Source organism: Pseudomonas sp. PB101 (genome assembly GCF_009764265.1).
In the GTDB taxonomy this organism is placed as follows: Bacteria; Pseudomonadota; Gammaproteobacteria; order Pseudomonadales; family Pseudomonadaceae; genus Aquipseudomonas.
This window is the reverse complement of sequence record NZ_RWIR01000092.1, coordinates 149,060-169,093: the sequence shown is the minus strand read 5'-3', so window position 1 is coordinate 169,093 and position 20,034 is coordinate 149,060. Positions and strand designations below refer to the sequence as shown.

At 61.0% G+C, this 20,034-nt stretch carries 15 protein-coding genes and 1 pseudogene; 7 read left to right on the top strand and 9 right to left on the bottom strand.

What is annotated here, in order from left to right; genetic code table 11:
• Window positions 1–2: 2 nt before the first annotated feature.
• Genes EI969_RS28210 through EI969_RS28200 form a run of 3 tightly spaced genes read right to left on the bottom strand, consistent with a single transcriptional unit; the run spans window position 3 to window position 1,754 of the window.
• On the bottom strand, window positions 3–263 hold the full coding sequence (locus EI969_RS28210; protein ID WP_150714698.1) for a phosphopantetheine-binding protein: 261 nt from the start codon (window positions 261–263) through the stop codon (window positions 3–5).
• On the bottom strand, window positions 244–1,053 hold the full coding sequence (locus tag EI969_RS28205; protein ID WP_160390590.1) for a 1-acyl-sn-glycerol-3-phosphate acyltransferase: 810 nt from the start codon (window positions 1,051–1,053) through the stop codon (window positions 244–246). Before EI969_RS28205 ends, EI969_RS28210 begins: the two co-directional genes overlap by 20 nt.
• A complete protein-coding gene (locus tag EI969_RS28200; protein WP_160390589.1) occupies window positions 1,029–1,754 on the bottom strand; it encodes a beta-ketoacyl synthase chain length factor in 726 nt (241 codons plus the stop codon). The genes EI969_RS28205 and EI969_RS28200 overlap by 25 nt, the downstream gene beginning before the upstream one ends.
• Window positions 1,755–2,109: 355 nt before the next feature.
• Between EI969_RS28200 and EI969_RS28195 the strand changes: the two genes are divergently transcribed.
• Window positions 2,110–2,880: a ParA family protein gene (locus EI969_RS28195; RefSeq protein WP_160390588.1), complete on the top strand. Its 771-nt coding sequence runs from the start codon at window positions 2,110–2,112 to the stop codon at window positions 2,878–2,880.
• Between the two features lie 41 nt (window positions 2,881–2,921).
• Here the strand turns inward: EI969_RS28195 and trxC are convergent, their stop codons facing one another.
• Window positions 2,922–3,356, bottom strand: coding sequence for a thioredoxin TrxC (gene trxC / locus EI969_RS28190; protein WP_160390587.1), 435 nt, complete (start codon window positions 3,354–3,356; stop codon window positions 2,922–2,924).
• Window positions 3,357–3,550: 194 nt separating this feature from the next.
• On the opposite strand from trxC, the gene EI969_RS28185 reads away from it, so the two are divergent.
• On the top strand, window positions 3,551–3,847 hold the full coding sequence (locus EI969_RS28185; protein ID WP_160390586.1) for a type II toxin-antitoxin system HigB family toxin: 297 nt from the start codon (window positions 3,551–3,553) through the stop codon (window positions 3,845–3,847).
• A complete protein-coding gene (locus EI969_RS28180; RefSeq protein WP_160390585.1) occupies window positions 3,844–4,245 on the top strand; it encodes a type II toxin-antitoxin system HigA family antitoxin in 402 nt (133 codons plus the stop codon). Before EI969_RS28185 ends, EI969_RS28180 begins: the two co-directional genes overlap by 4 nt.
• Window positions 4,246–4,251: 6 nt before the next feature.
• Here EI969_RS28180 and selO read toward each other — a convergent pair whose 3' ends face one another.
• From selO to EI969_RS28165, 3 genes are read right to left on the bottom strand one after another with little or no spacing between them, the layout of a single operon-like run.
• Window positions 4,252–5,715, bottom strand: a complete 1,464-nt coding sequence (gene selO / locus EI969_RS28175) for a protein adenylyltransferase SelO (protein ID WP_160390584.1) — start codon at window positions 5,713–5,715, stop codon at window positions 4,252–4,254.
• A gap of 48 nt (window positions 5,716–5,763) precedes the next feature.
• The gene (mscK, locus tag EI969_RS28170) at window positions 5,764–9,123 is read right to left on the bottom strand and encodes a mechanosensitive channel MscK (protein ID WP_160390583.1); all 3,360 of its coding nucleotides are present in this window, start codon (window positions 9,121–9,123) and stop codon (window positions 5,764–5,766) included.
• 34 nt (window positions 9,124–9,157) lie between these two features.
• Window positions 9,158–10,900, bottom strand: coding sequence for a potassium/proton antiporter (locus EI969_RS28165; protein WP_160390582.1), 1,743 nt, complete (start codon window positions 10,898–10,900; stop codon window positions 9,158–9,160).
• A gap of 300 nt (window positions 10,901–11,200) precedes the next feature.
• Here EI969_RS28165 and EI969_RS28160 point away from each other — a divergent pair, with 300 nt between their 5' ends.
• The 4 genes and pseudogenes from EI969_RS28160 (at window position 11,201) to EI969_RS31115 (ending at window position 13,747) form a co-directional block, all read left to right on the top strand.
• Window positions 11,201–11,410 carry a hypothetical protein gene (locus EI969_RS28160; RefSeq protein WP_110662666.1) on the top strand — a complete coding sequence of 70 codons (210 nt, stop codon included), beginning with the start codon at window positions 11,201–11,203 and terminating at the stop codon, window positions 11,408–11,410.
• Entirely contained in the window at window positions 11,407–11,709 is a 303-nt protein-coding gene (locus EI969_RS28155) for a cell division protein ZapA (protein ID WP_007981180.1), read from the top strand. Before EI969_RS28160 ends, EI969_RS28155 begins: the two co-directional genes overlap by 4 nt.
• 100 nt (window positions 11,710–11,809) lie before the next feature.
• Window positions 11,810–12,883: pseudogene (locus tag EI969_RS31120) on the top strand (cache domain-containing protein); the annotation flags it as partial.
• Between the two features lie 18 nt (window positions 12,884–12,901).
• Window positions 12,902–13,747, top strand: coding sequence for a methyl-accepting chemotaxis protein (locus EI969_RS31115; RefSeq protein WP_371926041.1), 846 nt, complete (start codon window positions 12,902–12,904; stop codon window positions 13,745–13,747).
• Between the two features lie 155 nt (window positions 13,748–13,902).
• Here EI969_RS31115 and EI969_RS28145 read toward each other — a convergent pair whose 3' ends face one another.
• Both EI969_RS28145 and putA read right to left on the bottom strand, forming a co-directional pair.
• On the bottom strand, window positions 13,903–15,705 hold the full coding sequence (locus tag EI969_RS28145) for an acyl-CoA dehydrogenase (RefSeq protein ID WP_160390580.1): 1,803 nt from the start codon (window positions 15,703–15,705) through the stop codon (window positions 13,903–13,905).
• A gap of 256 nt (window positions 15,706–15,961) precedes the next feature.
• Window positions 15,962–19,912, bottom strand: coding sequence for a trifunctional transcriptional regulator/proline dehydrogenase/L-glutamate gamma-semialdehyde dehydrogenase (gene putA, locus EI969_RS28140; RefSeq protein ID WP_160390579.1), 3,951 nt, complete (start codon window positions 19,910–19,912; stop codon window positions 15,962–15,964).
• Between the last annotated feature and the right edge of the window lie 122 nt (window positions 19,913–20,034).

Here is a 20,034-nt window from a genome sequence, read left to right as displayed (position 1 = left end):
TCTCAAGCTGCCTGTTTTGCGGTGACGAAGGCCGCAAGGCTCGCCACGTTACTGAAGTGATTGCGGGTGTCCTTGGCATCGGCGTCGATTTTGATGCCGTACTTTTTCTGGATCGCCAGGCCCAGCTCCAGGGCGTCCACCGAGTCCAGGCCCAGGCCTTCGCCGAACAGCGTCTGTTCGTTGTCGATGTCCTCGGCGCTGATGTCTTCCAGGCCCAGGGCGTCGATGATAAGCATTTTGATATCACGGTGCAGATCGCTCATCTTCGGCGAGCTCCTTGATGAAGTAAGAATGTAGATAATCGTTGAGCTTGCGCGAGGCCTGCGGAGGCGGCCCCTGCGTGGCGAAAGTCTGTGGGTCTATATCGGCACCGACCCTGATACTGAAGTGCACGCGCCGCTTGGGGATGCGATACCAGGGTTCGGCCTTGGTCAATGTGGTCGGGCTGACCTTGATCATGACCGGGGTGAGGATTTTCGCACCACGCAGGGCGATTGCCGCACCGCCCCGATGAAAGGCCGGTGGCTGGCCGGGCCGGGTGCGCGTGCCTTCCGGGAAAATGATCAGGGTCTGGCCGTCTTTCAGTGCGTCGGCCGCCGCGTCGAGCATGTCCATGCTGCCGTCGTTGCTGATGTATTCGGTGCAGCGCAGGGGGGCGCGGGTGAAGGGGTTTTCCCAGAGGCTTTGCTTGACCACGCAGTTGGCGTGACGCACCAGGCCGATCAGAAACACCACATCGATCAGCGATGGGTGGTTGGCAATGATCATTTGCCCGGGCCGACCGAGTTTTTCCGCGCCTTCAATGGTGTAGGTCAGCACCCCGGTGCGCGCCATGAAGCGCACAAAAATCCAGAAACAGCGGCTGACCGTTTGCCGGGCCCGCAGCCGATGGGTCCGGGCGTCGCCGGGCAGGCAGTTGAGCAAAGGGAAAATCACCAGGCGCAGGCACAGCCCGCCCAGCCCGAACAGGGCAAAGCTCGCGGCGGTGGCCAGCAAGCGCCAGTAATAGGCGTCGCGGTTTCTCTCGGTCACGGGTTGCGTTGCCAGGTCCATACACGATTTTTCCAGGCATGTTGGCAGGTGGTTTGCTGGCCGAGCAACGTAGGCAACAGATTCAGCGCGTGTGGCCAGCGGGGTTTGGACAACGCATCCGGGACGCTGTTCAGGGACAACCGCCAGTCGGTGCCTGGCGTGATCAGCAGGCCGACGGCATAAGGGAACGGCACGTCGTCGATCCAGGTCGAGTAAGCCTCGGGCGGCTGCTCTTCGGTGACCACCAGCAGTACCGCGCGAGCGCCTTCGGCGAGCAGCGCGGCAGCTTCCAGCATGCCGTGTTCAAGGCCATCGCCTGCGGCCGCCAGGGCCGTCATTTCGCTGGTTTCACCGCGCATGATCGACCACAGGCCGATAATCGCGTTATGCACAGACAAGCTGAATTGGGTCGGCGACAGCGGCTGGTCGGCGGCCAGGTCGCTGAGAATGTCCACAGTCCGGGGCGTTTCGCCATGACGGGAAACAAAGACCAATGGCAGATCCTGCCGACCTTCGGCCAGTGGCCAGCCGACACTGAATGCCATGCGTGCCAGTCGGCTGAGCCGCCGGCGCTGCATGGCCGGCAGAAAGGAAACGTCGGGAACGGCATCGCTGTCCGGCAGCACGACCGGATGTCGGCTCCAGGCCTGCCAATCGCTCACGCTATCAAGCCCCGGGGCCCAGGCGCGCCATTGGGCGATGTTGAAGTTGATCACAGACATTCATCCCGCCCTCACGGGCTTGCTTGACGCGGGGAGCGACCGAGAGTCGAGACTCACCCTGCGCGGCGTTTGGCGCCGAGTGGCGCGCATTATCCCGGTGCCGGGAACGTGTAGCAAATGCTGGTTACATTTTGCTCAGCAAGATCAAAGGGCAGGTTGGGAAAAGTTGAGCGATTGGTAATTATTCACAAAATTATGGGCCCGTTTGTCGGTTCCGACATCAAGCAAATGGGGCGTTCAGGGCTTTTCAAGCAAGAGAAGTCAACTGACTGTGTAGTCCCTGTGTCGACAAGGTAGCGAACCAACGCCGTGGACCACTACACTCGGTCATTCTTTGATACACGGAGGTTTTGACATGCGGCGCGTGGTGTTCAATCAGAAAGGTGGTGTTGGCAAATCCAGCATTGCCTGCAATCTGGCGGCGGTCAGTGCCAACGAGGGGTTTCGCACCCTGTTGGTGGATCTCGATGCCCAGGCCAACTCCACTCAGTACCTGACGGGGCTCACGGGCAGCGACATCCCGATGGGCATCGCCGATTTCTTCAAGCAGACGCTGTCTTCCGGGCCGTTCTCCAAGAAAAATCAGGTCGACATCTACGAAACCCCGTTCGATAACCTCCATGTCATCACCGCCACCGCCGAACTGGCGGACTTGCAGCCAAAGCTTGAAGCCAAGCACAAGATCAACAAGCTGCGTAAGTTGCTTGAAGAACTGAGCGAAGACTACGACCGGATTTACCTCGATACCCCGCCAGCACTGAACTTTTATGCGGTTTCTGCGTTGATTGCCGCCGATCGTGTGTTGATCCCCTTCGATTGCGACAGTTTTTCACGCCAGGCACTGTATGGCCTGATGGCGGAAATCGAAGAATTGAAGGAAGACCACAACGAAGGCCTGGAAGTCGAAGGCATCGTCGTCAACCAGTTCCAGGCCCGCGCCAGCCTGCCCCAGCAAATTCTCGACGAACTGATCGCCGAAGGCTTGCCCGTGTTGCCGGTGTACCTGGCCAGCTCGGTACGCATGCGCGAATCCCACCAGGCCAATACGCCGCTGATCCACCTCGATCCACGGCACAAGCTGACCCAGCAATTCGTTGAGCTGCACAACCTGCTGGAAAACGCCTGACTCTAGCTGTCAACACAGCTCCCAAAGGGGGCTGTGTTGTTTCAGATGCCCTGGCTACGCAACCAGCTCATCAATTGCGGTAACGGGAACGCCCCGCTCTGTCGGGCGATTTCCCGGCCGTTCTTGAACAGGATCAGGCTCGGAATCGAGCGAATCCCCAACTGCGCCGACAATTGCTGGTTTGATTCGCTGTCCAGCTTGGCCAACCGGCACTTGCCCGCCAGTTGCCCGGCCGCCTGCTCGAACACCGGTGCAAACGACTTGCACGGCCCACACCAGTCCGCCCACACATCCACCAGCAGCGGCAGATCGCCCTTGATCTGGCTGGCGTAGTCGCCTTGCTTCAATTCAAACGGCTTGTTCAGCAGGACTTCGGCCTTGCAGCGCCCGCATTTTGGATGGTCGTTGAGGCGCTCGGCGGGAATGCGGTTGAGGCCGTTACAGTGGGGGCAGGGGATGAGGAGTGGGTCGGTCATGAGTGATATCCAATGGGAAGCTGATATCACCTAGTTGGAGACGTTTGCTCATGTTTTCAATCGCGCAGTGTCCAGCGTTAAAACTAGGCTGAGTCGTACCGAGCCAGACCGCTGGTCTACTTCGGATTATCGCAGCTTGCGATATTTTTTATCTGTGATTAACTCCCCATAGCAAAATGCGATAAGGATGTTGCATGCATGTTCTCACTGAAAAAAGAGTACGTGAAGCCAAGGCCAAATGGCCAATGGCAGCCAATGCGCTGGATCATTGGTATCAATTAGCCAAAGGAAGCAAGCCGTCGGATTTTGCGGCGATGAGAGCCACATTCCCTGCTGTCGACAAGGTAGGTGAGCTTCATGTTTTCGATATCGGTGGCAACAAGCTGCGGTTGATAGCTTTTGTCAGATATCGATCGCAAAAGCTTTATATCAAGCATGTGCTGGATCATCGCGAATATGACTGCGGCAAGTGGAAGGAGGAAAAAGCATGAGTGTACTGATCAAAAAAGCTGCCGAGCATTGGGAGTTTGTCTCACCGCTTCTTCGAAAGCCGAAAAGTGAAGATGACTATGACCTGCTGGCACATGCGCTGGACGAGTTGCTCGAGATGACTGGCGATGATGAGTCCCACCCGCTGATGAGCCTGGTGGATATCATTGGTGACTGGATTGAGGAGTGGGACCATAAGCATCACCCGATGCCAAAGCCTGGCGGGGTCGAGATTCTTGGCTACTTGATGCGTGAACACGGCCTCAGCCAGAGCGACCTGCCTGGCGTCGGTCCTCAGTCGGTCGTGTCCGAAATCCTGAGTGGCAAGCGCCAGCTCAACCTGCGCCAAGTCCGCTGGTTGGCCGAGCGCTTTAGCGTGTCGGTTGAAGTCTTTATCTGACCCACCTCACGACGAACAACTGATCTGCAGATGCTTGCCCCATTCCGGTGGTCGCTCTGCGTAGCTTTCCATCCCCGCTTGTTCCTCGAACGGATTGCTCAGCACTGTGTGCAGTCGGCGGACCTCCGAGTAGTCGCCGCTCTCTGCCGCATCGATGGCCTTTTGTGCCAGGTAGTTGCGCAGGATGTACAGCGGATTGACCGCGTGCATGCGCTGGCGGCGCTGCTCCTGATCAAGCGTGCCTTCACGGGCCACCCTGGCGATGTAGAGCTCGCCCCAGGCATCAAAACCCTTGAGGTCGACGAAGTCATCGCGCAAGCGTGTGATGGCCTCTTCAGGTGCGTCTTCACCCAGGCGACGGAAAAACAGGCTGTAGTCGACGCCGCTGTTTTGCATCAATTGCAGCAGGTTCTCCAGCAATTTCTGGTCGTCATCCTCCGCGGTGGTCAGGCCGAGACGGCGGCGCATCAGGTCCAGGTAATGGGCCTGGAACAGCGGCAGGTACAGGCCGAGGGTTTCGCGCAGGGCTTCGACGCTGATGAATGGCGTCAGGGCCTGGGCCAGGGCGCTGAGGTTCCACTGGCCGATCGGTACCTGGTTGCTGAAGGAGTAGCGGCCCTGGTCGTCGGAGTGGTTGCAGATGAAGTTGGCGTCGAAGTCGTCGAGGAAGGCGAACGGGCCGAAGTCGAACGTGATGCCCAGGATCGACATGTTGTCGGTGTTCATCACGCCGTGGCAGAAACCATAGGCCTGCCATTTGGCGATCAGTTCGGCATTGCGCTCGACGATTTCGCGGAACATCGCCAGGTACGGTTCAGGCTGCTCGAGGCACTCAGGGAAGTGCATGGCCAGCACGTGGTCGCCCAGTGTTTTCTGCTGCTCGGGGCGTTTGGTGTAGTAGAAATATTCGAAGTGGCCGAAGCGTACATGGCTCGGCGCCAGACGCAGGACCATGGCCGCGCGCTCCTGCTTTTCGCGCCACACCGGGGTGTCGGAGCCGATGACGCACAGGGCGCGGGTGGTCGGGATGTTCAGCGCGTGCAGTGCTTCGGAGGCGAGGAATTCGCGGATCGACGAACGCAGCACCGCCCGGCCATCACCCATGCGTGAAAACGGCGTCTGGCCGGCGCCCTTGAGGTGCAGGTCCCAGTGTTCGCCTGCCTCGTTGTACACCTCGCCGAGCAACAGGCCGCGACCGTCGCCCAGTTGCGGGTTGTAGGAGCCGAACTGATGCCCGGAATAGACCATCGCCCGTGGAATCGCGTCGGCCCAGAGCTTGTGGCCGCTGAACAGTTCGGCGAACTCCGGGGTTTCGGCCACGGCAGGGTCGAGGTCCAGCAGGGCCATGGCGGCGGGGCTGGCCACGACCAGGCGCGGATTATCGATGGGCTCGGGCAGCACATGGGCGGAAAACGCGTCGCCCAGACGGTCGAAGCGATTATCGAAAGTGAGTTCGTCGAGGGCTTTCAAGGGCCGGCTCCAGCAGAATGTCCGAGCATTCTGCTGGGGAAAGGCCGGTTAGTCGAGTTTGGCGGCGGGCGGTTCTTGCGCCGGCTTGCCGTCGACGATCGGCACGATGGTTTTCGTTTCCGGTTCGATCGGCACCATCTTGTACTCCTGGCCGTGCAGGTTCTTGAGGTAAACCTCCATCTGCCGGAACGAGATATTGATGTGCTGCTTCTTGAACTCGCGGTTGATGAAGCGGTTGACCTCGTCGAGCACCGGGTTACGGTCGCCGAGGTCGCGCACGTGCATGCGCAACTCGTGGTCGAGGGTGCTTTCGCCGAAGTTCAGGAAGTACACATGCGGCTCCGGATCTTTCAGGACGCGCGGGTTATCGCGTGCCGCCTTGAGCAACAGTTCTTTGACCAGATCCAGGTCCGAGCCGTAGTCGACGCCGAGCTTGAGGGTCACCCGGGTGATGGTGTCGGTCAGCGACCAGTTGATCAGTTGCCCGGTAATGAACGTCTTGTTCGGGACGATGATGTCCTTGCGGTCGAAGTCGGTGATGGTCGTGGCACGGATGCGAATCTTGCTCACGGTGCCCGACAGGTTGCCGATGGTGATGGTGTCACCGATCCGCACCGGACGTTCGAACAGGATCATGATGCCGGAGATGAAGTTGGCGAAAATCTCTTGCATGCCGAAGCCGAGGCCGACCGACAAGGCCGCCACCAGCCACTGCAACTTGTCCCAACTCACGCCCAGGGTCGACAGGGTCGAGACGAAACCGACGCCGGCGATCACGTACGAGAGCAACGTGGTGGTCGCGTAGGCGCTGCCCTGGGCCAGGTTGAGCTTGGACAGCACAAACACTTCGAGCAGACCCGGCAGGTTGCGCGCCAGGGCAAAGGTGATGCCGATGATGATCAGCGCGCCGAGCATGTCGCCGATGCTGATCGGCACCATGCTCATGTTGGCGCCGGTACCGCTGGTGTATTCGTAGAGGGTGACGTTGTCCAGGTACGAGAACACCGTGATCAGGTCGGCCCAGACCCAATACAGTGCCGCGATGAAGCCGCCGAGCAGGGCCAGGCGGATCAGGCGCAAGGACTGTTCGTTGACCTTTTCGATGTCCAGCGTCGGTTCTTCGATCACCGCCTCGCCATCGCCGGCCTCTTTGGCGGCCAGGCGTTTGGCCAGGGCGCGCTGGTAGGCCAGGCGCCGGGCCGCCACGCTGAGACCGCGTACGAAGGTGGCTTCGATCACCAGCCAGAACATCAGCAGGTACAGGGTGTTGATCAAGCGGTCGCTGAGCTTCAGCGCGGTGTAGTAGTAGCCGAAGCACACCGCCACGAACAGCGCGACGGGCAGGGCGGTGAACAGGATGCCCACGAGCTTGCGGAACAGCGAGGCGTTCTCGTGGGTCGGGCTGCTGATCAGCAAGCGGCTGAGCAGCAGGGTCATCAAGGCGTAGCAGGTGAGCACCACCGGCATGCCGATCACGTCATCGGCCAGCGCCGCCGGTTGCAGTTCGGCAACGGCGACCACGGTCACCAATGCCATTACCACGATGCCGAGGCGGCGGATCCATCTGCGCAGGAATTCCACCTGGGGTTTTTCCCAGCGGAAATGCAGTTCCGCCACGCCACCCGGCGCGAGGATCCGGTAGGCGGTGTAGAACACCAGCCAGGCCCCGGCCATTTGCAGCAGCGCCGCGCCCATGTTGGCGTTCTGCCCGCGGGCGTCGATTTGCAGGGCCAGCCCGCACAATGCCAGGCCCAGGGAAACCGGCATCGCCAGCAGAATATTGACCAGGATCGCTTGCGGCGTGTGCCACTGGCTATCGCGTTTGAAGTGACCGATGTCCTGGTGAACCTTGTTCAGTCGCGCGTACAGATGCTTGCGGCGCCACAGCAGTGCGCCGATCAGCAGCGCGAGCGGCAGGAACAGCAGCGGACGCTGGGTCAGGCCGTCGTTCAGTTCACTCAGGCTGGAAAGTACCGGCAGTGAATCGATTTGACGCTCCAGGCGATCCGGCACGCTGCGAAACCATTCGAGGTCCAGCGGCTTGTTGCTCGGAATCCAGAACATCTGCTCATCGAGCGTCGCCCGCAGGCTTTGCGCCGTGCTCAGCAGTTGCTTCTGGTTCAGTTGCAGGGTGATGGATTCATTGAGCACCGCGCTCAGTTCGCGGTTGAGGCGCTCCAGCAGGTCGGCGCGGGTGGTGGCCAGTTCCATCAGGCTTTTGCGCAACTGCGGCGTGACTTGCTCGGGCGGCTGGGTCGACAGCAGGTTTTCGACGTAGGTGACCGGATTGCTGAGCAGTTCCCGTTGCTGGCTGACTTCGAACTGATACAGGCGAATGTCGGCGATCTGGTCGGCCAGGTTGCGGTCTACCTTTAGGCGCGGCAGGGCCTGCTTCTGTTTGTAGAGAATCTTCGAGAGCAGCAGGCTGCCTTTGAGCACGTTGATTTGCTCGTCCAGCGCTGAATCACTCTGGGTCAGGCTGTCCAGCTGTTGCTTTGTCTGCAGGTTCTGCTGGGTGACTTCGTTGAGGCGGTCGGTGCTCTTGAGCAGGTAGTCCGAGAGCTTCAGGTTGGCCGCGCTCTCGGTGGCCAGCAGGCTGCTGCCGCCGGCCTTCTGCGCTTCGATGGATTGCTGGGTGACCGTTTCCTGGGACAACGCCAGACGCTTCTGGTTGATCAGGGTTTGCAGTTCCTGGATTTCCCGGTCCAGGCGGTCGGAGCGCTCCGACAGCAGGTCATGCTGGCTGTTGCCGAGATCCTGCAATTGGGTATTGCCGGCCAGTTCCTGGCGGCGCAGCGGAATCAGTGCGTTCAGTGCCGCAAGCTCGGCATTGAGCAGGTCACGCTGCTCCGCGCTCAAGGTCTTGCCGGCGTCCTTGCCGTTCTTGAGGATGTTGTTGATCTGCTGAATGCGCGTCTGGCTGCTGGATATCTCCGCCTGGGCGCGCTCGGGGCGGGTCTGGGCGGTGATGATCAGGCTGTTGGCATCGGCCAGGGCTTTTTGCAGATCGCTTTGCTGGGTGGAGCGATCGGTCAGCACTTGTTCAAGCTGCTGGATCGGTTCCTTGGCGAAGCGCTGCGCCACCGGCACCACGGCACTGGCCTTGAGGCGAGTCAATTCCCGCTGGTTCTCGAGCGTCATCTTGGGCGCAGAGCTCAGCGTTTGCTTGAGGTCGGCCAGCTTCTGCTCGTAGTCACGTTTGTTGTCGAGTTGGGTCAACGTGTTTTGCAGAACACTCTGCAGGGCCTTCTGATCGGCTTCCGGCAGTTTGCGGTCGGCGATCTTGTCCAGGCTCGCCTGCACGGCTTCGCTGGAGGGCGGTTCGGCCGCTTGCGATAAACCAACGGTGCCGACAGAGAGACTCAAGCCCAACAGGGCGATGGCGAAAATGGAGCGCAGGTTAGGCATAAAGACCGGTCAAGCAAATGATAGTGGAAGCAGTTTAGAGGAAGAGTCCGGGACCCGGGCGACTTCCTTCGGGGAATCTGACGCCCACTTTGCCGATCTTGTTCCCGTCCATGACTGCAACCGTCCAGATGGTGTTGTTCCATTCCACCTGGTCACCCACCACCGGTGCGCCACCGACTTTCTGGGCAATGAAGCGGCCCAGGGACATGTCCGGATCGATGCCTTCGACCTTCAGGCCATAGAGGGCCGCAACCGCGGCCAGTTGGGCGTCTCCTTCGAGTACGAAGTCGCCGAAAAAGCGCAGGTCGAGGCCTCGTTGCGGCGCCTGGCTGAAGAGTTTTCCGAGGGCCGGCAGGTTGTGTTCATGGCCGATAACACACAGCAAATCATCGACTTCCAGCACCGTACTACCCGACGGATGGAGCAATTGTTGACCACGAAACAGGGCGGCGATACGGGTGCCTTCGGGCATTTTCAGCTCGCGCAGGGGCGAACCGATGCACCATTTTTCCGCGCCGAGGCGATAAACGAACAGCTCCCACTCGCTGGTGACGTGCACTTCCAGGGCCGAGCGGGAGATCGGCGCAGGCTCCGGCGGTACCGTCACCTTCAACAGCTTGGCGACCCACGGCAGGCTCGTGCCCTGAACCAGCAGCGACACCAGCACGATAAAGAAGGCGAGATTGAAGTACAGCTGGGCGTTGGGCAGGCCGGCCATCAGCGGGAACACCGCCAGGATGATCGGGACCGCGCCGCGCAGGCCGACCCAGGAAATGAACGCTTTCTCGCGCCCATGGAACGCCTTGAACGGCAGCAGGCCAACCACTACAGACAGTGGCCGGGCAAACAGAATCATCCACAGCGCCAGTGCCAGTGCCGGCAAGGCAATGGGCAGCAGGTCGTGAGGCGTCACCAGCAGGCCCAGCACCAGGAACATGCCGATCTGCGCCAGCCAGGCCATGCCGTCGAGCATGTGCAGGATGCCGTGGCGGCTGCGCACCGGACGGTTGCCGATCACCAGACCGCAGAGGTACACGGCAAGGAAGCCGCTGCCATGCAGGGCGTTGGTTAGGGCAAACACCACCAGGCCGCCGGCGATGACCAGGATCGGATACAAACCGGTGGCCAGGTTGATGCGGTTGACCAGTTGCAGCATCAGCCAGCCGCCGCCCAGGCCAATGACGCCACCGATGCCGAATTCGCGCAGCAGGTGGGTCAGCAAGCTCCAGTGCAGGCCGGTCTGGCCGCTGGCGAGCATGTCGATCAGGGTGACGGTGAGGAACACCGCCATCGGGTCGTTGCTGCCGGATTCGATTTCAAGGCTGGCGGTGACCCGCTCGTTCAGGCCTTTGCCGCCCAATAGCGAGAACACCGCCGCGGCGTCGGTGGAGCCGACGATGGCGCCGATCAGCAGGCCCTGGATCAGGTTCAGGTTGAACAGCCAGGCGGCTGCCATGCCGGTCAGTCCGGTGGTAATCAATACCCCGACCGTGGCCAGCGAGAGTGCGGGCCATAACGCCACGCGAAAACTCGAGACCCGGGTGCGCAAGCCGCCGTCGAGCAGGATCACTGCCAGTGCCAGGTTGCCGACCAGATAAGCCGTGGGGTAGTTGTCGAAAATAATGCCGCCGCCATCGACGCCGGCCGCCATGCCGACGGCCAGGATGATCACCAGGATCGGGATGCCGAGGCGCGACGAAAGTGAGCTCACCAGAATGCTTGCACCTACCAGCAACGCGCCGATCAAGAACAGGCTGTTGATGGTCGTCGCATTCAAAGGCAGTACTCCAGAAAGCTGAAAGGCGGGCGCAAACTGACCATGCAGTCTGCGTGCCAGCGATTCTAACCTGTTGAAATGTGATGCTGTCAAAAAGCTTTTGTCGCTTGCGCAGGGAAAGGGACCGCACAAACGCCATGGCGACGAAGTGCAGGAACCAGATCGGGCAATCACAGTCTCTACAGTTCGCGAGAAAGGTCACTCGTCAGCAAAATCAAGGCTTTGCGCCTGTATAACCCTGGCATACGCGGTGACTTTTCTTTATCGTACGCGCCCTTTGAAAAAGCCCGGAAAATCAAAATGTTGGAAGCATCCCTCAGTCAATTGGAACAACTGGTCAGTGACCTGGTGCAACAGAACCAGAGCCTGACCGCGGAACTGGCCCAGGCCAAGGATGAAAACGAAAGCCTGCAACTGAGCCTGATGGAACACGAAGAGAAGCAAGGCGCCACGGCGGCTCGCATCCAGGCCCTGGTTGAGCGCGTCAGCGCAGGCCCTGTCAGCGCATGAGTTACAACGCCGCAGGGGTAAAAGTCGTCTCGATCCTGGGGGAGGACTATTCGATCAAGGCACCGGCCGGGGAAGAGCAGACCCTGCTGGACGCCGCGATGATGTTGAAGGCAGCCCTGGCCGAAACCAAGAGGAAGTACCCGACGCTGATCGGTGACCGCCTGTTGGTGCTGGCGGCGATGAATCTGTGCTCCCAGCAGATCGAAATGCAAAAGCAGCACAAGCTCGAACTCGACCGTTACCAAGAGCAAGTCAGCGCCACGGTTGAAGTGATCTCCAAGACGATCAATCAGGCCTGATCGGCTTTGCGCACAACCAAAGAATAGATTGTCGGTTGGTTTGTATACAATCGGCACGGCTGTTGCAGTGTTTCAGCCTCTTATTCTTTGGGGGTGCTCCATGCAGTTCTGGCGACGCAGTATCCAATGGCAATTGATCCTGAGCATGGGCACCGCTCTGCTCGTCAGTATCCTGATCGTGGTTGGCATTTATACCCTGGTGGTCAATCGTCTCGCCCAGAGCTATCTGGTCGAGCAAGCCTTGCCGTCGAGCATCGAAGCGATGCGCAACGACATCGAGCGGATCCTTGTCCAGCCCCTCACCGCCGCCAAGGACATCGCCAGCAACAGCATGGTGCGCGACTGGCTGGCGCAGGGTGAGGACGGTGCGCAGGCCGGCACCTTCACGACCTATCTCGAAGGCGTGCGCGCCGAGCACAAAGCCTTTACCGCGATTATTGCCGGCACGGCGTCCAATCATTACTTCAACGAAAAAGGCCTGGACCGGACCCTCAGTCGATCCAATCCGAAAGACGTCTGGTTCTACTCGTTTCTCGACAGCAACCAGCCGCGCACCCTCAATATCGATAACGACACGGCCACCGGAGAATTGGCGCTTTTCATCGACTTCAAAGTCGAGCAGGCCGGCAAGGTCGTGGGTGTTGCCGGGCTTGGCCTGAGCATGAAAGAGCTGTCGGAGCTAATTCACAACTTCAGCTTCGGGGAGCGCGGCAAGGTCTATCTCGTGCGTTCCGACGGTTTGATCCAGGTCCATCCCGAAGCGCAATTCAGCGGCAAGCGCACCTTGACCGAGCAGATCGGCGCTACGGCGGCTCAAGCGGTGATGAGTCAAAAAGCCGCCACCACTAACGGCTTCCAGCGCGACGGTGAAGACTTCCTCGCCTTGAGTTTGCCGCTGCGCGATCTCGGCTGGACCCTGGTGGCCGAAGTGCCGCAATCGCAGATCTACGCCGAAGCCCGCCGCGCCATGTGGATGAGCAGCGGCATCGGCCTGGCAGTAGCGCTGGTGTGCCTGTTGCTGGTGGTGCTGCTGGCCCGTGGCCTGGTACGACCGATTCGTCAGGTAACAGCGGCATTGGTAGCAATCGGTAGCGGCGGTGGAGATTTGACCCATCGGCTGGATTCCAGCCGCGCCGATGAGTTGGGCGATCTGGCCCGTGGCTTCAATCGATTCCTCGACAGCCAGCGCGACATGATCGGCGAAGTGCTGACCACCAGTGAACGCTTGCGCACTGCTGTCGGCCAAGTGGCGCGGGTGGTGGACAACACCGCCGAGCGCTCCGGTCGTCAGCAGGAAATGACCGACATGGTCGCCACCGCTGTTCACGAAATGGGCCTGACCGTGCAGGACATCGCGCAGAACGCCGGCAATGCGGCGTTCGCATCACAAACCGCCCGTGATGAGGCAATGCAGGCACGGGAAGTGGTGGGTGGATCGATCCGTCACATTGAAAACATGTCCCGGGAAATCGGCGTCGCGGCAACGGCGGTGGGTGAACTGGCCCATCAAGTGGCGTCCATCGATCAGGTGCTGGCAGTGATTCGCGGGATCTCCGAGCAGACCAACCTGCTGGCGCTCAATGCCGCCATCGAAGCAGCGCGGGCCGGGGATATGGGGCGCGGGTTTGCCGTGGTGGCCGATGAGGTTCGCACTTTAGCCCGACGTACTCAGGCTTCCACCGATGAAATCCAGCAGATGATCGGCAGCCTCAAGCAAGGCGCGGAAAACGCGGTGTCGTCGATGCATTCCGGGCAAGCCGCGACGGGCACGGGTGTCGAGTCGAGCCAGCGTACCGGCACCTCGTTGACCGCCATTACCGGGCAGGTGGAGCGCATCAGCGACATGAACCATCAGGTGGCGACGGCGACGGAAGAGCAATCGGCGGTGACCGAGGAAATCAATCGCAATGTGCAGGGCATTTCCGATCTGGCCCGGGAGACGGCGGGGGAGGTCAGGGCCTGCCGGGATGACTGTCAGACGTTGCAGCGGTTGGCGGATGATCTGGCGCGGCAGGTGGGTGGGTTCAAGTTGAGCTGATGTGTTGATTGTGCTGACGCCATCGCGGGCAAGCCCGCTCCCACAGGAATTTCTGTTGTTCACAAGTTATGTGTCCAATACAAAAACCTGTGGGAGCGGGCTTGCTCCGGGCGGCGATCCGACGATTGGATCTCAGCAGCTAAACAGGATCAGGATCAGAACCACTCATCCTGCATCGTCAGGCAAACATCATCCCGAGCTTCCAATAATGTCAGCTCATGGTGACACCCAGGCACTTCCCACGTCAGGAAGTACCGCGCCGCCTGCAACTTGCCCTTATAGAAGCTCACATCCGCCGCATTGCCCTTGGCCAACCCTTCCTCGGCGCGGATCGCCTGTTCCAGCCAGCGCCAGCCGATCACCGTGTGGCCGAACACTTTCAGGTACAGCGCCGAGTTCGCCAGGCTGCTGTTGACCTTGCCTTGGGCCAGGTCGGTCAGCAGGCCGATGGTCACGGTCTGCAGGCGCGCCACCAGTTTTTCCAGCGGCTCGCGCAGTGGCGTCAGCGACTCGAATGCCTGGGCACGTTCGGCGGTGTCGGCGATCAGGCGGATCAATTGCTTGAGCCCAGCGCCACCGTTCTGCGCCAGTTTGCGCCCCAGCAGGTCCAGCGACTGAATGCCGTGGGTGCCTTCGTGGATCGGGTTCAGGCGGTTGTCGCGGTAGTACTGCTCCACCGGGTATTCGCGGGTGTAGCCGTGGCCGCCGAGGATCTGGATCGCCAGTTCGTTGGCCTTCAGGCAGAACTCCGATGGCCAGGATTTGACGATCGGCGTCAGCAAATCCAGCAGCTCGTGCGCCTGTTTGCGCTCGGCTTCGGTCGCCAGCGTCGTGGTGTCATCGAATAGCCGCGCCGCGTACAGGCCGAGGTCGAACGAGCCTTCGACGTAGGCCTTCTGCGTCAGCAGCATGCGTTTGACGTCGGCGTGGTTGATGATCGCCACCGGGGCGGTGGTCGGGTCCTTGCTGTCCGGCACGCGGCCCTGCGGGCGTTCGCGAGCGTACTCCAGCGAGTACAGGTAGCCGGCATAGCCGAGCATCACCGCGCCCATGCCGACGCCGATCCGCGCTTCGTTCATCATCTGGAACATGTAGCTCAAGCCCTGGTGCGGCTTGCCCACCAGATAGCCAACACACTCACCGTTATCGCCGAAATTCAGCGCGGTGGACGTGGTGCCGCGCCAGCCCATCTTGTGGAACAGCCCGGCCAGCAACACATCGTTGCGCTGGCCCAGGCTGCCGTCATCGTTGACCAGGAACTTGGGCACGATGAACAGCGAAATGCCCTTCACCCCGGCCGGCGCGTCCGGCAGCTTGGCCAGCACCATGTGCACGATGTTTTCCGACAGCGAGTGATCGCCACCGGAAATGAAAATCTTGTTGCCCTTGAGGCGATAGGTACCGTCGGATGCCGGCTCGGCGCGGGTACGAATATCCGACAGGGAGGAGCCCGCGTGCGGTTCGGTCAGGGCCATGGTGCCGAAGAAGCGGCCGTCGATCATCGGTTGCAGGAAGCGCTGCTTCTGCTCGTCGGTGCCGAAGCTTTCGATCAGGTTGGCCGCGCCCATGGTCAGGAACGGATAAGAGGTCGAAGCGGCGTTGGCCGACTGGAAGTGCGAAAAGCAGGCTTGGGAAAGCAGGGTAGGAAGCTGCATGCCGCCAGCGTCGAAACTGCGCGCGGCGTTGAGGAAGCCGGCTTCGAGGAAGGCATCCACCGCCGGTTTCACTTCCGGAATCAGAATCGCCTGACCGTTCTCGTAGCGCGGCTCGTTCTCGTCGCCCTTGCGGTTGTGCGGGGCGAAGAATTTCTCGGCGATGCTGCGAGCGGTACCGATGGCGGCATCGAAGGTTTCGCGGTTGTGCTCGGCAAAACGCTCACGCTGGGTCAGGCCCTCGGCATCGAGGACTTCATACAGCTCGAAAGCCAGATTGCGGGAACTGAGCAACGTCTCGGACATGGCGGCCTACCTTTTGTTGGAGTGGGCCGAGTCTAGGCTTGCTGATAAAGCCTGAACAGGATGATTGATAAGCGTGATGTTGGAGCCGAGCGCCGACTTAGCAAACACCCCAAAACACTGTGGGAGCTGGCTTGCCAGCGATGGCGGCAGATCAGTCAACATTGAGGGTGACTGACACATCGCTATCGCTGGCAAGCCAGCTCCCACAGGTTTTTTTGCTGACCAGGACACCTATGCGGTGTCCGGCTTATCGGGTTTAGCCGATGGTCATCAGGCTCGCATTACCACCCGCCGCAGCGGTATTAACGCTCAACGCCCGCTCGATCACCAAACGCTCCAACGCAATGTTGGATTCGCCTTGCGACAGACCCTGCACGCCAACGATGGCGCCGGCACGCTTGGCAACCTGCTGGCACACCGCACGCAACTGGTCGGAATGGCCGTGATGCAGAACCGCATCAAACACCACTTCGTCCTTGTTCCAGTCGGCAACCAGCTTGATGCGCGCCTGAATATCCTTCGGCAGACGTGCGAACAGCGCCTTGGTCAGCTCGCCTTCAGGCCAGACCGCAGAACCGCCAACCGCCAGTACCGCAGCCAGCTGGGTCAGCAGATCGCCTTCGACTTCGGCCAGGCACAGTACGTGCTCGCGCGGCAGGATCGCATAGCTGTTGCGCTCGCCAGTCGGGCCGGCCAGTACGCGGGTGATACCGCTTTGCGATTGCGCGGCGAACTGCACGCACAATGTGCTCAGGTCGGCGAACTTGTTGCTGTCGGCCCAGGCTTTCAGGGCGGTCAGCGGCTTGCTCATGGCTTCGCGCAGACGAACGTCCGGTGCCACGGCAGCATCACCGCGAGCGAAGGATTGTTCGATGGCATCGGTAGGGCGAGTCGACAGCAGGCGGTACAGGTACAGCGGACCACCGGCTTTCGGGCCGGTACCCGACAGGCCTTCGCCGCCGAACGGCTGCACGCCGACCACGGCACCGACGATGTTGCGGTTTACATAGACGTTACCGGCATTGACGTTGTCGATCACCTTGGCGATGGTCTCGTCGATGCGGGTGTGCACGCCCAGGGTCAGGCCATAGCCGGAAGCGTTGATCTGGCCGATCAGTTGATCGATGTCCTTGCGCTTGTAACGAACCACGTGCAGGACCGGGCCGAAGATTTCACGCTGCAGCTCGTCGAAGCTTTCCAGTTCGATCAGCGTCGGCATCACGAAGGTACCGCGTTTGACTTCTTCGGCGTCGGCGATGGCCACCTGGTACACGCTGCGACCTTTGTCGCGCATGGCCTGGATGTGTTTCTCGATGCCGGCTTTCGCTTCGGCGTCGATCACCGGGCCGATGTCCACGGACAGGCGCTCAGGGTTGCCCAGACGGCTTTCAGCCATCGCGCCCTTGAGCATTTCGATGACGCGGTCGGCGGAATCTTCCTGCAGGCACAGGACGCGCAGGGCCGAGCAACGCTGGCCGGCGCTGTCGAAGGCCGACGAAACCACGTCGATCACCACCTGTTCGGTCAGTGCCGAAGAGTCGACGATCATTGCGTTCTGGCCACCGGTTTCGGCGATCAGCGGGATCGGACGACCCTGGCTATCCAGGCGACCGGCGATGTTGCGTTGCAGCAAGCGCGCGACTTCGGTGGAACCGGTGAACATCACGCCTTTGACGCGATCGTCGCCCACCAGGCCGGCACCGACGGTTTCGCCACGGCCCGGCAGCAGTTGCAGCACGCCTTCCGGAATCCCGGCTTCGAGCAGCAGGCGCACGGCTTGGGCGGCAACCAGCGGAGTCTGTTCCGCAGGCTTGGCCAATACCGGGTTACCGGCAGCCAGTGCGGCAGCCACCTGGCCACTGAAGATTGCCAGCGGGAAGTTCCACGGGCTGATGCACACCACTGGACCCAGCGGACGGTGGGCGTCGTTGGTGAAATCGTTGCGTGCCTGCACTGCGTAATAACGCAGGAAGTCCACGGCTTCACGCACTTCGGCGATGGCATTGGCGAAGGTCTTGCCGGCTTCGCGAGCCAGCAGGCCCATCAGCGGCTGGATCTCGGCTTCCATCAAGTCAGCAGCACGTTCCAGGATCGCGGCGCGCTCGGCGGGCGGGGTGGCCTGCCAGATCGGTGCAGCGTTCAAGGCGCACTGGATCGCGTTGTCGACGTCTTCGACGGTGGCTTCCTGTACATGGCCGACCACGTCACGCAGGTCGGACGGGTTCAGCACCGGTGCCGGCGCTTCGTTGCTGGAGGCGCAACCGAGCATCGGCGCCGCTTTCCAGTGGTTGTGTGCGGTAGCGAGCAGTGCGCAAGACAGCGAAGCCAGGCGATGTTCGTTGGCCATGTCGATGCCGCTGGAGTTGGCGCGTTCCGAACCGTACAGGTCACGCGGCAGCGGAATGCGCGGGTGCGGCAGGCCGAAACCACCTTCCACGGTCGCCATCTGCTCGATCTGAGCAACTGGATCGGCCACCAATTCCTGGATCGAAATCGACTGGTCGGCGATGCGGTTGACGAACGAGGTGTTCGCGCCGTTTTCCAGCAGGCGACGAACCAGATACGCCAGCAGGGTTTCGTGGGTGCCGACCGGAGCGTACACGCGGCACGGACGGTTCAGCTTGCCTTCGGAAACTTTGCCTACAACCTGTTCGTACAGCGGCTCGCCCATGCCGTGCAGGCACTGGAACTCGTACTGACCCGGGTAATAGTTCTGACCGGCGATGTGATAAATGGCCGACAGGGTGTGGGCGTTGTGCGTGGCGAACTGCGGGTAGATGACTTCCGGTACCGACAGCAGCTTGCGGGCGCAAGCGATGTAGGAAACGTCGGTGTACACCTTGCGGGTGTAGACCGGGTAGCCTTCCAGACCTTCGACCTGGGCGCGCTTGATCTCGCTGTCCCAGTACGCGCCTTTCACCAGGCGGATCATCAGGCGATGACGGCTGCGGCGAGCCAGGTCGATCACGTAGTCGATCACGTACGGGCAACGCTTCTGGTAAGCCTGGATGACGAAGCCGATGCCGTTCCAGCCGGTCAGTTGCGGCTCGAAGCACAGGCGCTCGAGCAGATCCAGCGACAGCTCGAGGCGGTCGGCTTCTTCGGCGTCGATGTTCAGGCCGATGTCGTATTGCTTGGCCAGCAGGGTCAGCGACAGCAGGCGCGGGTACAGTTCGTCCATCACGCGCTCGTACTGGGCGCGGCTGTAGCGCGGGTGCAGGGCCGACAGCTTGATCGAAATGCCCGGGCCTTCATAAATCCCGCGACCGTGGGAGGCTTTGCCGATCGAGTGGATGGCTTGTTCGTACGAGGCCAGGTACTTCTGCGCGTCGTGCTCGGTGAGTGCGGCTTCACCCAGCATGTCGTAGGAATAACGGAAACCCTTGGCTTCGAACTTGCTCGCATTGGCCAGGGCTTCGGCGATGGTTTCGCCGGTGACGAACTGCTCGCCCATCAGGCGCATGGCCATGTCGACGCCCTTGCGGATCATCGGCTCGCCGCTCTTGCCGATGATGCGGCTCAGGGAGGAAGTCAGGCCGGCTTCGTTGTGCGTGGACACCAGCTTGCCGGTCAGCAGCAGGCCCCAGGTGGCGGCGTTGACGAACAGCGACGGGCTGTTGCCCAGGTGCGGATGCCAGTTGCCAGTGCTGATCTTGTCGCGGATCAGCGCGTCGCGGGTGCCTTTGTCCGGGATGCGCAGCAGCGCTTCGGCCAGGCACATCAGCGCCACGCCTTCCTGGGACGACAGGGAGAACTCCTGCAGCAGGCCCTGGACGATGCCGGCACGGCCGCCAGCGCTCTTCTGGTTGCGCAGTTTTTCCGCGATGGAGGCGGCGAGCTTGTTGGTGGCTTCGGCCATCGGAGCTGGCAGACGCGCCTGCTCGATCAGCATCGGCACGACTTCCGGCTCAGGGCGACGGTAGGCGGCGGTGATCGATGCACGCAGCACCGATTGCGGCAGGATGCTTTCGGCGAATTCGAGGAAGCACTGGTGGGCGTGATCCAGAGGCGCATCGACGTTGTCGTCGGAATCCTTGGTCAAACCGCTCAGCTCGGTCAGGGTTGCACCACCCTCGAGTTTTTCCAGGTAATTGAAGATTGCCTGCTTGATCAGCCAGTGCGGCGTGCGATCAATCGAGGTCGCGGCAGCCTTGAGGCGTTCGCGGGTCGGGTCGTCAAGTTTGACCCCAAGGGTGGTGGTAGCCATGTTTTTATCCTCATGTTTGCCACGACTGCGTGGCATCAGCTGGCGGCAAGATTAGCCGTGCGACTGTTGAGGTGCAACCGGGTGCAACCCTTTTTTTGTCGGAATATTACGCAGCTCGTCAG

Bases quoted from the DNA above. Each gene is read 5' to 3' on its own strand.
- EI969_RS28210 (WP_150714698.1), bottom strand. From the start codon at position 263: ATGAGCGATCTGCACCGTGATATCAAAATGCTTATCATCGACGCCCTG.
- EI969_RS28205 (WP_160390590.1), bottom strand. From the start codon at position 1,053: ATGGACCTGGCAACGCAACCCGTGACCGAGAGAAACCGCGACGCCTAT.
- EI969_RS28200 (WP_160390589.1), bottom strand. From the start codon at position 1,754: ATGTCTGTGATCAACTTCAACATCGCCCAATGGCGCGCCTGGGCCCCG.
- EI969_RS28195 (WP_160390588.1), top strand. From the start codon at position 2,110: ATGCGGCGCGTGGTGTTCAATCAGAAAGGTGGTGTTGGCAAATCCAGC.
- trxC (WP_160390587.1), bottom strand. From the start codon at position 3,356: ATGACCGACCCACTCCTCATCCCCTGCCCCCACTGTAACGGCCTCAAC.
- EI969_RS28185 (WP_160390586.1), top strand. From the start codon at position 3,551: ATGCATGTTCTCACTGAAAAAAGAGTACGTGAAGCCAAGGCCAAATGG.
- EI969_RS28180 (WP_160390585.1), top strand. From the start codon at position 3,844: ATGAGTGTACTGATCAAAAAAGCTGCCGAGCATTGGGAGTTTGTCTCA.
- mscK (WP_160390583.1), bottom strand. From the start codon at position 9,123: ATGCCTAACCTGCGCTCCATTTTCGCCATCGCCCTGTTGGGCTTGAGT.
- EI969_RS28160 (WP_110662666.1), top strand. From the start codon at position 11,201: ATGTTGGAAGCATCCCTCAGTCAATTGGAACAACTGGTCAGTGACCTG.
- EI969_RS28155 (WP_007981180.1), top strand. From the start codon at position 11,407: ATGAGTTACAACGCCGCAGGGGTAAAAGTCGTCTCGATCCTGGGGGAG.
- EI969_RS31115 (WP_371926041.1), top strand. From the start codon at position 12,902: ATGATCGGCGAAGTGCTGACCACCAGTGAACGCTTGCGCACTGCTGTC.
- EI969_RS28145 (WP_160390580.1), bottom strand. From the start codon at position 15,705: ATGTCCGAGACGTTGCTCAGTTCCCGCAATCTGGCTTTCGAGCTGTAT.
- putA (WP_160390579.1), bottom strand. From the start codon at position 19,912: ATGGCTACCACCACCCTTGGGGTCAAACTTGACGACCCGACCCGCGAA.